The organism is Vibrio agarilyticus (genome assembly GCF_012641465.1).
Lineage (GTDB): Bacteria > Pseudomonadota > Gammaproteobacteria > Enterobacterales > Vibrionaceae > Vibrio > Vibrio agarilyticus.
Window position 1 is genome coordinate 46,047 of the sequence record NZ_JABAIK010000003.1, and the last position, 16,612, is coordinate 62,658.

12 protein-coding genes are annotated in these 16,612 nt (G+C 46.1%); 9 read left to right on the forward strand and 3 right to left on the reverse strand.

Annotation, left to right across the window (positions count from 1 at the left end; translation table 11 throughout):
• Window positions 1-96: 96 nt before the first annotated feature.
• Window positions 97-1,680, reverse strand: a complete 1,584-nt coding sequence (locus HGP28_RS03850; RefSeq protein WP_168835139.1) for a DUF3131 domain-containing protein — start codon at window positions 1,678-1,680, stop codon at window positions 97-99.
• 212 nt (window positions 1,681-1,892) lie between these two features.
• On the opposite strand from HGP28_RS03850, the gene HGP28_RS03855 reads away from it, so the two are divergent.
• From HGP28_RS03855 to HGP28_RS03875, 5 genes are all read left to right on the forward strand, one after another.
• Window positions 1,893-3,596 (forward strand): type I secretion system permease/ATPase, encoded by a 1,704-nt coding sequence (locus HGP28_RS03855; RefSeq protein WP_168835140.1) that lies wholly within the window; start codon window positions 1,893-1,895, stop codon window positions 3,594-3,596.
• Between the two features lie 10 nt (window positions 3,597-3,606).
• Entirely contained in the window at window positions 3,607-4,914 is a 1,308-nt protein-coding gene (locus tag HGP28_RS03860; RefSeq protein ID WP_168835141.1) for an HlyD family type I secretion periplasmic adaptor subunit, read from the forward strand.
• Window positions 4,914-5,198, forward strand: a complete 285-nt coding sequence (locus HGP28_RS03865) for a hypothetical protein (RefSeq protein ID WP_168835142.1) — start codon at window positions 4,914-4,916, stop codon at window positions 5,196-5,198. Before HGP28_RS03860 ends, HGP28_RS03865 begins: the two co-directional genes overlap by 1 nt.
• A complete protein-coding gene (locus HGP28_RS03870; RefSeq protein WP_168835143.1) occupies window positions 5,195-5,908 on the forward strand; it encodes a hypothetical protein in 714 nt (237 codons plus the stop codon). The genes HGP28_RS03865 and HGP28_RS03870 overlap by 4 nt, the downstream gene beginning before the upstream one ends.
• Window positions 5,909-6,114: 206 nt before the next feature.
• A complete protein-coding gene (locus tag HGP28_RS03875) occupies window positions 6,115-6,750 on the forward strand; it encodes a hypothetical protein (protein ID WP_168835144.1) in 636 nt (211 codons plus the stop codon).
• 317 nt (window positions 6,751-7,067) lie between these two features.
• On the opposite strand, the gene HGP28_RS19330 is transcribed toward HGP28_RS03875, so the two are convergent.
• Both HGP28_RS19330 and HGP28_RS03885 read right to left on the reverse strand, forming a co-directional pair.
• Window positions 7,068-11,927 (reverse strand): beta strand repeat-containing protein, encoded by a 4,860-nt coding sequence (locus HGP28_RS19330; RefSeq protein ID WP_168835145.1) that lies wholly within the window; start codon window positions 11,925-11,927, stop codon window positions 7,068-7,070.
• A 178-nt stretch (window positions 11,928-12,105) separates the two neighbouring features.
• Entirely contained in the window at window positions 12,106-13,107 is a 1,002-nt protein-coding gene (locus tag HGP28_RS03885) for a hypothetical protein (protein WP_168835146.1), read from the reverse strand.
• 198 nt (window positions 13,108-13,305) lie between these two features.
• Between HGP28_RS03885 and HGP28_RS03890 the strand changes: the two genes are divergently transcribed.
• The 4 genes from HGP28_RS03890 to HGP28_RS03905 are packed head-to-tail and all read left to right on the forward strand — an operon-like array spanning window position 13,306 to window position 16,495.
• A complete protein-coding gene (locus HGP28_RS03890) occupies window positions 13,306-14,559 on the forward strand; it encodes a SpoIIE family protein phosphatase (RefSeq protein ID WP_168835147.1) in 1,254 nt (417 codons plus the stop codon).
• The gene (locus HGP28_RS03895) at window positions 14,511-14,843 is read left to right on the forward strand and encodes an STAS domain-containing protein (protein WP_168835148.1); all 333 of its coding nucleotides are present in this window, start codon (window positions 14,511-14,513) and stop codon (window positions 14,841-14,843) included. Before HGP28_RS03890 ends, HGP28_RS03895 begins: the two co-directional genes overlap by 49 nt.
• A 13-nt stretch (window positions 14,844-14,856) precedes the next feature.
• Window positions 14,857-15,981: a nucleotidyltransferase family protein gene (locus HGP28_RS03900; protein WP_168835149.1), complete on the forward strand. Its 1,125-nt coding sequence runs from the start codon at window positions 14,857-14,859 to the stop codon at window positions 15,979-15,981.
• 19 nt (window positions 15,982-16,000) lie between these two features.
• Entirely contained in the window at window positions 16,001-16,495 is a 495-nt protein-coding gene (locus HGP28_RS03905) for an ATP-binding protein (protein WP_168835150.1), read from the forward strand.
• Window positions 16,496-16,612: the final 117 nt, after the last annotated feature.

The window sequence follows — 16,612 nt, forward strand, 5'->3', positions numbered from 1 at the left end:
ATTAAACTAAACACATATTAGTTCACCCATTAACGCTTTAACAGAAGTCGGCGACGTATTTGCATGATTTATGTGCTAGATGCGATCCTAACACTATTAGTGCAAGGGGATTGGCTGACAGTTAAGGCAAATCGGTACACCGCCACGTTGTTTAAACCACAGTGCGACTAAGATTAGGGAATTGGTATTGATGTTAAGCGCGCCATTACTGCCGCCATCGGCATAGATGCCGGTGGGAATACTGCGGAAAAGAAGACTCTGCTTTAATACTTCGTTATACAACTCATCACTAAAATCATCTTCAAATAGAACGCTGAAACCAAACGCGGCTTTGTTGCTGAAAACTTGTGGATTTTCAATGATTTTTCCTGATGGGCTGACACTTGTCCACGGCTTGCCGTAATAGTAAAGATTGTTGTAAGCAAACCAGGGGTTTTTATCCATCGCATCTTCAGCAAAGCTGAATAATTGGTGTGACTGAGCTGAATGATCTCGATGGAGCTGATAGATGGTTTCGATTTGATTCCATTTTCGGTCTAGTCCGTATTCAAGGCTTGCGAGAATAAAAGGATCGCTGGTTAAAAAGGGCACATTACGTCTGTCTGTGCGAATTGGATAGCCCTGAATGTTCTTAATTTCTAGATGCCGATTTAGATTGGGCAGCGGGACATCAAATCCAAACAAACGAAAGCCTTCAACCGCATATTGAAGATAGCCATTACGTCCTTCTTGGCGGTAGTGTTGCCCGCGGTGGGTTTGTTTCATACCATATAACGTGCCTTTGTGTATCGCTCGATCCAATTGCCAGAGCGTCAATAGCGCTGTGATGTCTGGGGCAAACTCAGGGTGGATCTCTTGCAAAATTCTGAGCCAAATAAGCAGCCGGCCAATGTCTAAAGCCGACCAACCATTACCGTTACTGTCTGTGTCGCTTAGTTTTCCTGAAGGCTTGCCGGTTTTGGTGTTGTACTCTCGGTTTGGCAGGGTTTGGTTGTAAATCGGCAGTGCCTGCAGCGTGATGAGTAATTTTTGCAGTTCAAAGTGCGTTTGTTCCGTGGTTTTCATCGCCAACGCCTCTAGCGCCAGTGTACCAGCAATACCACTGCCAATATCCCAAAGCGTGGTATGTGGATAGCCTTGCACTGAATCCCATAACGCTGTGGAATCGCGTCGGTTACGCTCAAAATAGTGCTGTGCTTTTTTGGCTAATAGTTTGTCATTGCGCGATAGTGGTGTCGGTGCTTTTAACGGTTGCTCTGGCTTATGGTGCGTTAATTCTTTATTGACAGGAGGGGGATAACTTATGTTGAGAGAAATAGTTTGTGGGTAAGGCTGATCCGCTAAAGGTTGCAATTGTGAAAGTGTTAGTTTTTGAACTCCGTTTGGGTTATTTAGATGCTCAATTGGCGTTGCGATTGGGGCAAGCGAGATTTGAATGACAGTCTCTGGCCCGATTTTCGGCGCAATAACTCTGCGAATAAAACTTGGCTTAGGATTTGTGGCATCGTGACTGGGGCCAACCGCTCGCTTGCCATAAAAACTCACATCATTTTTTGTTTTGGGATCGGCAGGGATGGTTACGTCATTTGCTAGCGTGGTGAATGCGCAAGATAAAACGCCGAGGAAGCCCCCAACGTAGAGCGTGCGTACCAAACGATAACCTTGCCGCCACCGATTCACCCTCAAATCTCAATCCTTATATATCAATAAGCAACATGACACATATTAAGGTAACTGGATGATATTTCCAATAATTTGTTGTTGGATTGTTGTTTCAGTTGAAGTGTTATGGGTTTCACTATTTTTTTGATTGAGCTCGCTTAGCCATATAGGTTGAAAAATGCTTGTCTATACTTCTAATACAATATGCAACTTTATGAGTTTGTGAAGAAATGACTCCCCTAATCACAAGTCCTTTTGAGGCGGTGAAAAAAGAGTGCGCAGCAGCTGTATTTTTTAGTATTGGCATCAATTTATTAGTTCTCACGGTGCCGATATACAGTTTGCAATTACTCGATCGCGTGATGAGCAGTGCCAGCTTAGCAACCCTATTTGCACTATTGGGTATTGCACTCTTTTTGGTGTCGGCACAAGCGGCACTTGAGTACATTCGTACGTTACTGTTGCAGCGTTCGGCTTTGAAGCTGGATACGCGATTAAGTGGAGCCTTGCTGTCACAAAGTATTGCGGTGTCTTCTCAAAAGAATCGAATTGATAAACAGCCGGTTAAAGACCTTAATCAACTGCGCAATTTTTTGGTGTCGCCGTCAACCTCATCCATTTTGGACTTACCTTTTACACCGCTATTTTTGTTACTACTGTTTGCTTTGCATCCGTATATTGGACTGGTGGCGCTCACAGGCGTTGCGATTTTCTCTGTTTTGACGCTTGTGATGATGCTAGGTGGTGGCAAGTTGAGTGCCGAAGCTCAGCAATCTACCGGGCAAGTGAATATTGAATTGAATGACTATTTACGTAATGCCCCAACGCTGAAAGCCATGGGTATGAGTCATGATATTGGTGAGGTGTGGGAGAGCAAAAATAGACAAGTGCTACAACTGCAGTGGCGAGTGAATGCACGGTTAGGTTTGCTTATGGCAATCAGTCGTTATGCAAGAACGATTTTGCAATTGGCCGTTTTAACATGCGGTGTGTATTTAGCACTGAATCAGCAAATTGGTTTAGGCGCGGTGATTGCCAGCTCGATTTTAATTGGGCGTGTATTGAGTCCTTTTGAAAGTGCAGTTAGTGGGTGGAAGTCATGGTATAGCGCTTATAAAGCATGGCGCCGGCTAGAGGCAGAAGTTGAGCAGCACGGAAAAGACCTGCGTACATTATTACCCAAGCCTCGGGGTGATATTCAGTTTCGCAACGTCACTCTTCAATTCCCAGGCGCGCGTGTGCCGACACTTCAAGGTATTAACTTTAAGCTAGGGGCTGGTAATGCTTTGGCGATTATGGGCAATTCAGGTTCAGGGAAGTCGACATTAGTCAGCTTGATTATGGGCATTCATCGCCCTTCCCATGGCGATATTAAGATTGACGGTGCCACGGTCGAGCACTGGGATCAAGCGCAATTTGGTCAATATATTGGTTATTTACCACAGCATGTCGGGCTTCTTGCTGGCACCGTAAAGCAAAATATTGCCAGATTTGCTCAAAGTAATACGGCTGAAGTGGATGAGGCGGTGGTGGCAGCGGCGAAATTGGCCTGCGTTCATGAACTGATAGTTGGGTTGCCTAATGGCTATGACACTTATATCGGTGAAGGCGGCGTATTGCTCTCGGGTGGTCAAAAACAGCGCATTGGTTTGGCGCGTGCCATTTATTCAAATCCTAAGGTGTTGGTTTTGGATGAGCCAAATTCCAATCTCGACCCTGAGGGGGAAACGGCATTGGCGATAGTACTGCAATATTGTAAAGAGCATCAGATTAGTGTGGTTATGATTTCTCATCGGCCGGGGTTTCTTCGCCAGATGGATTGGGTGATTAAGTTACACGAAGGGAAAGTGGAAAAGGCCGGGACGAGCGAGCAGTTTTTAGGTTTGTATGCCGAAGGCGATACTCCGCGCTCACGTCAAAAAGTACACGCTTAGGAAAACTTGAATGGACGCAAATTTTGATACTCGAAAGTTGGTGATATTGGGCACTTTGGTGATGTTATTGACGGTCGGCGGATTTTTGTTTTGGTCGATGACAATGCCACTAAGCTCGGCATCGGTCGCCCAAGGGAATCTTGTGGTGGAAACCAAACGTAAGCAGATACAGCATCTGCAAGGTGGCTGGGTTAAAGAAGTCTTTGTGAAAGATGGTGATCAAGTTGACGTTGGGCAAGTCCTTGTCGAGCTGTCTGATGCCAAATCAGAGTCTGATTATAAGCGCTATTTGTTCCGCCATTATGCATTGAGTGCGCATCAAGCGCGTTTGCGTGCGTTAATTAATGGTGACTCTGAGATCACTTGGCCCAACGCATTACTTGACAGTGAAGATACTCTGATTGTGCAGCCGATTTTAAATAATGAGCGGGTTCAGTTTGAGCAAGCACAGTTAAAAGCGGAACTGATCGACTCGTTATATCAGCAGAAATCTGCACTTTATCAAGAAAAAGTGCAGGGCAATCGTTTTCAGCACAAGGCCATTATTTCACAGCGAGATTTAATTCAGCAAGAAATCGATATGACGCAAGGTCTCGTGAAAAATGGTTATGTTTCTAAAACGCGAATGCTTGAATTGCGTCGGCATGAAGCGCGCGTTCGTGCTGAGCTGGCGGAAATAGCTTCAACCATTGAGGTGGCGAAGCGAGAGTTAGAAACGTTGGAGCAAAGTTATCAATCACAACGTCTTGAGCTCAACCAAGAGTATTTAAGTCAATTAAAGGCGGTCAATAGTGAGTTAACCGATATTGATCAAGTGATCACGAATGTGCTTGACGTTCGTTCACGCATCCAAATTCGCAGTGAATTTGCAGGTCGAGTCGTAGGGCTCAATATTTCCAGTGTGGGAGGCGTCGTTAAGCCCGGGCAAGTGCTGATGGAAATTGTGCCAAACAGTGATGAACTGATCGTCGAAGCGCTCGTCTCTCCCCAAGATATTGATATTGTTCGCGCGGGGCAACAAGCGCGTGTGCGATTAACCGCTTATAGTGCCAGACAAGTTCCTCCGGTGCTTGGGGAAGTCATTTCCGTATCGGCCGACCGAATTCAAACCAATGACGCAGCTAAAGCTGAACATGGCTATTTGGTGACGATTCGTTTTGATAAGCACGATCTCACTCATATCCAGTCGAAACAAGGCGTTGCACTTTACCCTGGCATGTTGACAGAGGTGCTTATTTTGGTCGAAGAGCGAACACTTTGGGATTACTTGGTTAGCCCGTTAACGAACGGGATCGCGAAAGCTATGAGGGAGGTGTAATGGACTCTCCAATGTTATTTTGGCTCTGTTTCTATGGTTTCTTTCTAATGCTTTCAGCCTATGTGGGGTATCGCAAAAATAATACCGTGGCTGGCGTGTTGTTGGGTTATGTTTTGGGGCCAATTGGACTGCTGCTGATGTTTCTCAGTGCAGACCGCCGCTGCGCGCACTGCCCGCACTGTGGAATAAAAGTGGACTTTAAAGCTTATTTTTGTCCGCACTGCCGCCAAAAATGCTACAAGCAACTGCTTAAGGATAAGCCACGAGTCAGGGAGGCTTTATGAACCAAAATACGCTTTTTCTACAAGCTTTATGTGTCGTAACTTTGTTAATCAGCGCCGTTTTAGGCCATCAAATCTACCAAACCTCTCATGAGCTGGTATTGGCTCAGGTTGAGGTCTCTTTACTACACGAACAAATGACCTTGCTTGAGGAGCAGAGTGAGCAACATGCGCAGCTTTCCAGTGCCGATGAACTAGCATTGAATAAAACCATTGCGTCACACGTCAGTCTTATTGCTCAGCAGAAGAAACAGATTGCTAAACTCTCTTCGCAGCTTACTCGTGCTCGTGCGGATATCGAAACTCATAAACTGCAAGCGTTGGCGCAAAAACTTGAAATGGAGCGAGAACAAAATCAACTTCGTCAGCAGATAGCGGAGCAATTAGCGACGTTAACGCAGGAAAATGAACAGACATTAGCGACACAACGTTTGCAGCTCGAAGATGAGTTTTCTGATACGGCGGAGCAGCTTGAAATGCAAAAGCGCGTCGATCAGATCATGACCAAATTTACCGCACTTAAAGTTGATTTAGATGTGCTCAATACCTGCGATCGCGATTACCTTGACCGCTACGGTGAAGCGAAGAGTATGCTGAACCATATGACGACCTACATTAAACAAAATAAGCTCAGTGATGATTACTACTATTTTGTGATCGCAAATGATGCTCAGTTGGTGAGGCAAAACCGTCAGCTGTGTATTGAAAACTAAGCTGCTCAGTATATACCCAAGTGACCTCAAGATGCAGGACTCAGAGCCTACTCACCGGGCTGAGAGCCAGCCAACAACTCTGCGACTTTAGGTGGAAAGGGTATAACCCTATACTTAAGAAACGTGTAATCATCTGCTCGAGGAGTATGTTCTGCTTCTTGGCGTTAATGGTGGGTGTAAGAGATTCTTAGTTAATGAGGGTGGGTATGAATATAGAACGTTTAAAAGCCGCAGAGTTGGCATTTCTAGCGCGCTACCCGGGTGGTTTTGCCAATCCAGAACTGGTGGAGATAGGCAAAAAGCATCAGGTTGCGAATCGAGTCAAACAAACCCAATCTTTCTTCTCTTCTGATGCTTTTGCTACCCCACAGGTTGTGGTGGAAAATATGCTAAAAACCATCAGCCGCTCTTCACTGGTATCGACATTTGAAAAAATGCGCTTACGTGATTGGGTGAAGACGATGACTTTGCATGAACGAGAGGCGTATGCGTTAGCGTTACACGATATGCTGCATGGCGATCAAGAATTTGGGTTTGGCACCATGGTGAGCTTGCTGCAGGCCGGTAAATTGGCCAAATGGCCGCTCATTACCGTGATTCCATTTTATTTTTCGCCTTTAGAGGAAGTGCTGGTTAAACCCACAACGGTAAAAAATATTGTTCGCTACTTTGAGTTGACTCCTTTGGTCTACCAGCCCGCGCCGACCTATTCATTTTATACCGAGTATCGACGTCAATTTCTTGAAATGAAGCGTCAAGCCGATCCTTCGTTGCAAAAAGACAACGGGGCGTTTTCTGGGTTTTTGATGATGATGACGTCGCAACAAGGTGACGTGCTTTGATCTATACCCAAGTAACCTCAAGATGCATGGTTCAGCGAGAATGACTTGGTTTGTCAGTGAGGCGAGGATTTGAAGATTGAGTGGCTCTCAATCGAAAATCGTCAACAAAGCTGATGAGCCAAGGCAGCTTGCCCTTTGAGAGCCAATCACTGAACCGAGAGCTGCGTTAAACCACTTGAAAATGCGGGTCGGCGGTAAGCGACCAAAACCCTTGCACCCTTAAGTGGTAGGGCTATAGGCAAATACTTCTAGCCGCTGCAGTGCAGCTTAACATGACATCACTGCAGCGGTTTTATAGCGAAGATTTTGCGCTTTAGTTACGCTTCACCAGATTCTGGGAATTGGATGGCATTTGAGTCTAAATCGCTCCAAATTACCACTTCTTGCCCTGCATCGTTTTCAAAACGATAGCCATACAGCGAACCCGTATTAATATCACTCGCTTCATAAATATTTTGTAGCGTATCGCTCATTTCGATATGACTTTCGGTCAGCTCCCAACCCCAACCAGAAAGGTCAATACTGCTTGCGCCAGTACAAACAAACTGCCCAGACGTGTCTCCTGCGGTGTTGTTGGCGGCAATTTTATCCAGAGCCAGTGAAATTTCTGTATCACTCGTATTAATTTTAACCCCTTCAATTTCCTGGAATGCCGTTTTGCTCATATCAATCATTTGGCTTTGACCGGTTTGATTAACCAGTAATACATCAAAGTCTGAACCCCCACTGAAGTGGACCGTATTGTTCGAGCCTGTTTCGACTTCAGTTGCATCAAATATGAGTTGGTCGTTGCCAGCGCCACCAAAGAGTTTGTCGATACCACTGCCGCCGTCAAGGACATCATCGCCGGTTTGTCCGTATAGAATATCATCACCAGCATCCCCTGAGAGTGTGTCGTTGCCAACGCCACCATCTAGGGTATCTGCGTCGTTATTGCCGCTAATGGTGTCGTTACCCTCACCACCAGATACGTAATCACTGCCAGAACCACCTGTGATGACATCGTCACCACTCGCGCCGTAGAGCATATCGTCGCCTCCGTTGCCATATAATTTGTCGTCGCCGTCCTCACCATAAAGTTCATCGCTTGAACCGCCGCCGGACATTGAGTCGTTACCGTCACCGCCCCATAGAACATCATTGCCTGAGTCGCCTTTTAGCGTGTCATTACCTTCACCGCCGTAAAGGGTATCATTACCAGAACCGCCAGAAAGGTAGTCATTACCGAGTTCACCGTGAAGCACATCATTATCATTTTGCCCCCAAAGTGAATCATTACCCTCGCCACCTTTTAGGAGGTCGTCACCAGAGTCACCATAGAGCTTGTCGTTATTTAGACCGCCATCGAGTGTGTCATTGCCAGCGCCTGCGGAAAGCGTGTCGTTGCCAGCGCCACCTGAAAGTGTGTCAGTACCGGATCCAGTTGAGATAGCATCATTGCCTTCGCCGCCAGTGACGTTATTGACCCCCGACGCAATATTAATAATATCGTTACCAAGGCCGCCATCGACTTGATTGCTGCCACTACCGATAGTGATAGTATCGTTACCCTCACCACCAGAGACAGTATTGTTACCCGAGGTGATGCTGATGGTGTCATTGCCGGTTCCACCATCGACTTGATTAGTTCCGCTGTTTAATGTGATGGTGTCATCGCCTTCATCGCCTGCGATTTGATTAACACCCGCACCTTGAAGAGTGATTTGGTCGTCACCTTCACCCCCACTGACGATGTTATTATCGCCACTCAGTTTGATGGTATCGGCGCCAGTACCACCAAGAGCAGTGGTATTATCAGAGGTGTCTTCAATGTAATCGTCGTCGGCGCCACCGTCGAGAATATCGGCGCCGCTACCACCTAAGAGTATGTCATTACCTACACCACCAAGTAGGGTATTGTCGCCACTGTCAGCAACTAATTTATCGTCACCGTCACCCCCAGATAGGGTGTCATTACCCTCACCGGAATAGATTTCATCGGCTCCTTCGTCACCGGCCAATTGGTCATCACCGCCGCCACCAAAGATAAGATCATCGCCAAGACCACCGGAGACCGTATCAAAACCTTCGCCAGCATCAATGAAATCATCACCTTCATTGCCAGCCAAATTATCGTTACCCGCAGCGCCGCTCAATGTGTCACGACCTAAACCGCCAGTTACCGTGTCGGCGCCCTCGCCACCATAAAGGGTGTCATCGCCCTCACCGAGCGTGATTTGGTTGTTCCCAGCCTCACCATAGACGGTATCATCTCCAAGACCTGCATCAATATTGTCCGCGCCGTCTCCAGCAAAAAGGGTGTCATCACCGCCGCCACCCGTGATGTTATCGTTGTTGGCACCGCCATAGAGAGTGTCTGCAACCTCACTACCGATGAGCGTATCGTTACCTTCACCACCAAAAATTTGATGGCTGCCTGTCGCCGCGGCGACCAGAGTGTCGTCCCCTTGTTCGCCTAATAGAACATCTTGACCATCATCGATGAGGTAATCATTACCTTCGCCACCTGCGAGGAAGTCATAGCCTTCACCACCAACTAACTCATCATTACCAGCCCCGCCAAAGAGTGCATCATTACCGCTGCCACCGTGGACGTAATCATCGTCAGCGCCAGCATCAACGTGATCATCACCTTCGCCTGCAAACACGGTATCATCACCATCACCAGCGTAGGTTTGGTCACTACCAACACCAAGATGAATCGTGTCGATGCCAGTGCCGCCATACACGGTGTCATCGCCTGTTCCAGTGTTGATAGTATTGGTTCCCGCTTCACCATAGACCGTATCGTTACCTTCATCCGTTTCGATTAAGTCACTTCCTGAGCCGGCATAGACAGTGTCATCTCCCGCGCCGGATTCAATTCGGTCATCTCCCGCACCACCTGAAAGTAAATCATTTTGATCTTGGCTTATTAAGATGTCGTTACCATCTTCGCCGTACATTTCGCTGACACCTGTGCCACCATCAAGGCGATCATTCCCAAGGCCACCAACGAGCACGTCATCGCCTTCTTCTCCGCTGAGAATATCATCGCCAGCATCACCAATGAGGGTGTCATTACCTAGGCCTCCACTGATGAGGTCATCACCTTCACCACCAAATGCCACGTCTTGACCGTCGCCTGTGAAAAGGGTGTCATCGCCCGCATTGCCTTCAAGAATATCGTCGCCAGCACCGGCATCGATACGGTCGTTATCTGCGCCACCAAATAATTTGTCAGCTTCGTCTGAGCCAGTTAATGTGTCTGCGCCACTGCCACCATACAGTTCACTACTATTGAGTCCGGCGACGAGCGTGTCGTCTCCTGCTTCGCCAAACAGTTTATTATTGCCTGAATTGCCGATGAGCTGATCATCGCCCCCACCGGCAAAGACATTGTCGTTGCCTGCGCCTGCGTCAATTGTATCGTCGCCTGAACCGGTGTAAGCGTTGTCATGTCCGGTTCCTAGTGTTACCGAGTCATTGCCTTCGCCTGCGTATACAGTATCGTGGTCATCACCGGTTTGAATTTGGTTGTCGCCATCGCCAGCGTAGACCGTATCGTGGCCTTCACCGGTGGTGATAATATCGTCCCCGGACTCTGCATAAAGGGTATCGTCACCGCTACCTGTGGTGATGATATTATCACCAGCACCGGCATAAATAAGATCGTGGCCTTCACCAGTATCAATAGTGTCATCACCTGTATCGGTGTAGATGGTGTCGTCCCCAGCGCCTGAAAGAATTTGGTTGTTACCAGTTTCACCAAAAACAGTGTCGGCGCCATCGCCTGTTTGAATGATATCGTCACCAGAACCGGCGTATACCGTATCGTGACCATCGCCGGTATCGATAATATCGGCGCCTTCATTGGCATGAATCGTATCGTTACCTTCACCTCCAGTGATGGTATCTTGGCCTTCGCCGCCAAAGAGTTGGTCATCGCCGATGCCCCCAATAAGGGTGTCATCCCCTGCATCACCAAATAAAGTATCATTGCCTTCGCCACCCTCAAGGGTGTCGTTACCGAGCTCACCCACCAAGGTGTCGTGCCCTTCATCACCAGAAACGTGATCATCGCCATCGCCGCCAAGGAGCAGATCTTCTCCCTCACCGCCTGAGATGGTGTCTTGACCTGCGCCACCTAAAACGAAATCGTTACCCAACCCGCCAAGAATTAGGTCGTCACCTTCTTCGCCATGAATTTCATCGTTTCCATCATCACCGGATAGATAATCGTTGTCTTTACCACCGAAAAGTTGGTCGTTACCATCACCGCCCAGTAGTGTGTCTTCGCCATCATCTCCTATTAATATATCGTTACCCAGGCCACCGGTGATGTGATCATTTCCCAGCTCACCCATGAGAAGGTCATCACCTGCGCCACCATCGAGAGTGTCATCGTCATCGGCGCCTAATAAGGTATCGTTATCCTCTCCGCCATATAGAGTGTCATCACCGCGGCCACCCATCAGAACATCATCACCGGTGCCACCATACAGCGTGTCATTATTGATATCGCCATCTAAGACATCATGGCCTGCGCCGCCAATCAAAGTGTCGTCGCCTTGTTGTCCCTTAATAATGTCATCACCAGTACCGCCATCAATGTGATCATCAAAAATATTACGAACTTCCACATCAAGGGAGGAGATCTCTGAAATGGTCTCTCCATTGGCATCATGGAAACTAAAGGTGACATCACCTTCATCGTTAAGCGAATCAGTAGGAATATCGATATCGACATTAATCGTCCCGTTTTCACTCACAGCGACGATTTGGCTTGCGATGACGGTGCCGTGTTCGTCGGTTAAATTGACGGTAACATTGTCATAATTGTCAAAACCGCCAGCCTGTGATGTTGTCGCGACATGCTGGTTGACGGCGTATTGGCTTAATTTGACCGAGTGTGATGATTGCTCGCCCTCTTGCTCGGCAGAAAACTCATAAACGGTCTGACTGTTACCCCAACTGTCGTCAGTATTGACCGGAGTATTTTCATCCGCTGGAGCGTATTCGACATCCCCTAATATGGTGTCATTACCTTCACCAGCAAGTACCTCATCACTGCCTTCGCCCGCAGCGATAAAATCATTACCGGCTTTGGTTTCAATATAATCGTTGCCTGAACGGCTGTTGACGGCATCATCGTCTGCGGTGCCAATCAGTACGTCATCGTGCTTTGTTCCTTCCATGCCATTGTCTCCCAGCCATTGCTTTGTGATATTTCAAGTGAACCTAAGCCAACAAGCTTAAGCAAATATGAAACCAGGTTAGTATGCTGAGTATAGAAGGATATTCGTTTTTTGAGGGACTGTAGTGACAAGTAAATAAAATTACACTTAATTAACAAAGTGTAAGGGCGATTTTGTTTTAGAAAGAAAAACTATAAGCCAGGGTAATTGAACCATCTTTGAAGCGCCCTGTATCGGCGCCACGGGTAGATGATTTCCATCGATTCCCAGAATAGTTGTTATATTGCAAAGTAATGGTGCCAGGACGCCAATCAAAATAGCCAAACCCGTAGGTAAAATCTGGATTCCAAGGCTGCTGCTGTGAGCGATCAAAATAGTAAAAGGCAGTTCCGTTGACATACCAGTTGCCAACAAGGGTATATTTACAGCCTAGGCTCAGTGTTTGATGATTATTTTTGTACGAGATCGATGCAAGATCGAAATACTCTTTGGTGTAGTTATAATCGACTTGGCAACCAATAGCGCCCTTATCATTAAAACGTAGCCAGTCAATAACTGGCGCTGTGATTGGAAATTTCCACCCAAGAGCCCACGTTCCTTGATCAAACTCGGTGTATTTTTCTTCGCCTGTTGGACTGAATCGGTTTCCACCATAGTTGGAATAAACTAGGCTTAGTGTGTAAGGGCGCCAATCACTGTAGCCGAAAACATAAGTAAAATCGGGATTCCAAGGCTGCTGCTGAGCTTTATCAAAGTAGTAGTAGAAGGTGGCCGAAACAAACCAACTGCTCACAATAGAATATTTGAGGGAAAGAGTCCCCGTACTATTATGATTGGTACGTCCTTGTGTTGCGGCATCTGAAGTATTCGCATCTTCGGTTCGAAGCAGTGGATGATGGTAGCCAATGTTACCACTCAGCCTATCTAGGAAGGTGCCTTCGCCAAGATCATCAAAAGAAAACTCAAATGAACTGCTAACACCTTGCCATATTTCATCCGCTTGATCTGTTGTATCGTTTGGCGCTTGCTCTGGTTGAAATAGCCCTGAAACATTGGTGAATTCAGTTGACTGCTCTTTTGCAGCGTATTGTGCAGATTGAGCGAGGTATTCGTTTGCGAGCGTGCTGGGCGCTAGCATGCTAAGCAACAAATACCAATTATGACATCTCCATATCCCCATCTAGCGCACACCTCGACTCTGATCTTCATGAAACAATAAGAAATTATTTGCATTGCAACCAATTGATCCTAACCTAAACTTATTAGAGTGGTGAATGTCTGTGTGTGCCAAAATTTGACTTACTTAACAAATAATTAACGAGTCAATAGCGCAGGCAACAATAAACTTGCTGGCAGGTCAGTCTGGTTAGGGATGGCAATGAAAGAAATTTTGTTGGTTGATGACAGTCGCACAGTCTTAATTTACATGAGTTCTGTGCTGAAAAAGCGTGGCTACCATGTACATACCGCATTGAGTGGACAAGAGGCATTAGTCACGTTAGAGGCCAATGACTCAATTCAATTTGTGCTAAGTGATTGGATGATGCCAAAAATGAGCGGGATCGAGCTGTGTGCTCAGCTGAAATCACAAGATTACAACCGCTATATTTTCTTTGTTCTTCTTTCATCAAAAAATGATCAGCAATCGATTGTTGAAGGGATTGATGCTGGTGCGGATGATTTTGTTGATAAGAAAACCTCGGTGGACGAGCTGGACGCGAGGATCCGTGCCGGGTTTCGCACACTCGCTTTGCAAAATGATTTAATCGATAAAAACGAGCAGTTGGATTCTGCATATAAAACCATTCGACGCGACCTTGAATCTGCTGGCGAATTTATACAGCACATTTTGCCCAAAAAACGGTCATTTTCTAGTGTTGAGCTGAGTTACATTTCCATACCGAGCGCGCAGGTTGGTGGTGACATGCTTGGTTATATGCAGCTTGATTCAAAACATGTGGCGTTTTACCTCTTCGACGTTGCCGGCCATGGTGTTTCTTCGGCGCTCATGTCTTTCTCAGTTCAAACCACGTTGTCTGTGATGAATTCCAGCTCGTCCATTGTGGTTAAGAACGGCCCTGCGGGGCGAGAGATCTGTACGCCACAAGAGGTGGTATCCAAGCTCAATGAACTCTATATGAGTGGTGATAACAACGTGCTCTATTTCACTATGATATACGCAGTCCTCAATGTTGAAACCGGAATGATGTCCTATTGCTGTGCTGGCCATCCTCCTTTGGTTTGGTACCACGGGCAGCAGAGAAACGCTGAACTTATTGGCCACGATAACTTCGTTGTCGGCGTATTTGAAGGGGTTGATTATCAAACCTCTACTATTCAGCTCGAGCCGGAAGATAAAGTTTGGTTTTATTCCGATGGAATTACTGAAGCTGAGAATGGCGCCGACCAATTCACCGAAAATGGCTTAAGAAAGGCGATAGAGCAACTTTATGTTTACCCAACTCAGCGTCAGACAGAGCTGCTGGTGGAAAAAGTACGGACTTGGCAACGATCAGAATCATTTGAAGATGATGTGAGTGTTTTAGTGGCTGAATGGAAGGGCCCAGTTAAAGGAGAGACAGAATGCAATATGAAATTAGTCAACAAAGCAACTGCACAATTTTACAAATAAACGAGCAGCGCTTTGACGCTAAGTTAGCACCAGCGTTTCGAGCTCAAATTGAAGCGTTAATTCCACAGCTGAGCGACAAAGTTGTGCTGGATTTGGCTAATGTGAAATTTATGGATAGCAGTGGTCTTGGATCGTTGATGGGTGTTTATAAACTACTAAAAAATAAAGAAGTAGCAGTAGCGAACCCGCAACAGCCCGTTGTTGATCTGTTTAAGCTGACTCGTATGGATAGATTAATCAAAACCTATCCGAGCGTTGAAGCTGCGATAACAACACCAGTTTGATGGGGGAAAAACGATGAAGGGAATGATTTTAGCCGCAGGTAAAGGGACCCGTGTACGGCCTATTACGCAATCGATACCCAAACCTATGATTCCTATATTGGGCAAACCAGTAATGGAATCGACGATAGAACTGTTTGCTCAGCACAATATCAATAAAATTGTCATTAATACAAGTCATCTTGCGGAAGTTATTGAGGGGTACTTTGGCGATGGACATCATTTTGATGTTCAACTCTCATACTCCTATGAAGGCGCATTAGTTGATGGCGTATATCAAAGTAAAGCGCTGGGCTCTGCGGGGGGAATGAAAAAAATTCAACAATTTTCTGGTTTTTTTGATGAAACCTTTGTTGTGGTTTGTGGTGATGCTTGGATTGATCTTGACCTTACCGAAGCGGTAAGAAAGCATAAAAAAAATGGTGGTATTGCCACTATTATTACGAAAAACGTGTTACCTGAAGAGGTGGAAAAGTACGGCGTCGTTGTAACTGATGAGCGTGGCTGTGTGCGCAGCTTTCAGGAAAAACCCACTCGTGAAGAAGCATTATCGACCAAAATTAATACGGGAATTTATATTTTTGAGCCCGCGATATTCGACTATATTCCCGCAGATAAACAATATGATATAGGAAGTCAGCTTTTTCCGAAATTAGTGGACCTTGGCATTCCATTCTATGCCGTTGACATGAAATTCCAATGGCTGGATGTTGGTAATGTTACCGATATTTGGAGTGTGACTCGCGAAATCCTTGAGGGAAAAGTTCCTGGTTATCGAATTCCCGGTGTGCAAGTGCGAGCCGGTATCTGGGTAGGGATTAATTCATCCATTGATCTTGATAAGTGCAATATTAAACCTCCCGTCGTTATCAGTAGTGGTTGTCAAATTGATGACAATGCGACGCTGATTGGACCTGCTTTGGTTGGAGCGAACTGTCAACTTGATAAAGGCTGTACCGTGGAAGAGTCTTTAATTTTTGACTATGTGCGAATTCATGAAAACTCACACGTCAAATCTCGAACTATATTTGGTCACCACTGTATCGAGCATGATGGGAAACCGTGTGAAGATGTTGCTTGGAGCCATTTGCGCTCTGGGAAAGTGAGTGGACGAGTATCTGACGTCTTTAATACCCTTTAAGGCTAGAGAGGAGAAATCAATGCAACCTCTATTTGACGTGAAGTTTGAAAAAGTCTTTCCTAGCTCGTTGGATGCATCACGTTTTGCGGCGGATGCGACTAACGCATTTTGGAGTGAAATTGGACTTTCAGCAGGGCTGGCAACTCAACTCGAATTATGTATCGTTGAAATGGTCAATAATGCCTACATTCATGCATATGACGAAGTAGAAAATCTGCCGATTACCGTCCGATGCCATTTTATTCAGGGAACACCCTTACCAGAGTTGCACCTAGAAATTGAAGATAGCGGTAGTGCAATGACGCAGGCGCAATTAGAAGCTGCATTAGCTAACGATTTTATTGAAGCAGATCCAAATGATGAAAGTACTTGGACAACGTCAGGTAGAGGGTTCTTGATTGTATCAAGCTTAATGGATCGTATTGCTCTGGGTAAAGAAAATGCAAGAAATCAATTTTTAATGGTAAAAGAGTTAAGTGAAGACGATATAGAAGTACTGTCGCATTCAATTTGATACCAAATTATGGTCATTTTATTTTTAGTAAGTTATGCGCTAGTGAGAATAACATGACGTATACCTGTCCTATTTTAAGTTGCAGCATTTTTGGCTTGCACTTTCGAACCTCATTAC

Bases quoted from the DNA above. Each gene is read 5' to 3' on its own strand.
- HGP28_RS03855 (WP_168835140.1), top strand. From the start codon at position 1,893: ATGACTCCCCTAATCACAAGTCCTTTTGAGGCGGTGAAAAAAGAGTGC.
- HGP28_RS03860 (WP_168835141.1), top strand. From the start codon at position 3,607: ATGGACGCAAATTTTGATACTCGAAAGTTGGTGATATTGGGCACTTTG.
- HGP28_RS03865 (WP_168835142.1), top strand. From the start codon at position 4,914: ATGGACTCTCCAATGTTATTTTGGCTCTGTTTCTATGGTTTCTTTCTA.
- HGP28_RS03870 (WP_168835143.1), top strand. From the start codon at position 5,195: ATGAACCAAAATACGCTTTTTCTACAAGCTTTATGTGTCGTAACTTTG.
- HGP28_RS03875 (WP_168835144.1), top strand. From the start codon at position 6,115: ATGAATATAGAACGTTTAAAAGCCGCAGAGTTGGCATTTCTAGCGCGC.
- HGP28_RS19330 (WP_168835145.1), bottom strand. From the start codon at position 11,927: ATGGAAGGAACAAAGCACGATGACGTACTGATTGGCACCGCAGACGAT.
- HGP28_RS03885 (WP_168835146.1), bottom strand. From the start codon at position 13,107: ATGGGGATATGGAGATGTCATAATTGGTATTTGTTGCTTAGCATGCTA.
- HGP28_RS03890 (WP_168835147.1), top strand. From the start codon at position 13,306: ATGAAAGAAATTTTGTTGGTTGATGACAGTCGCACAGTCTTAATTTAC.
- HGP28_RS03895 (WP_168835148.1), top strand. From the start codon at position 14,511: ATGCAATATGAAATTAGTCAACAAAGCAACTGCACAATTTTACAAATA.
- HGP28_RS03900 (WP_168835149.1), top strand. From the start codon at position 14,857: ATGAAGGGAATGATTTTAGCCGCAGGTAAAGGGACCCGTGTACGGCCT.
- HGP28_RS03905 (WP_168835150.1), top strand. From the start codon at position 16,001: ATGCAACCTCTATTTGACGTGAAGTTTGAAAAAGTCTTTCCTAGCTCG.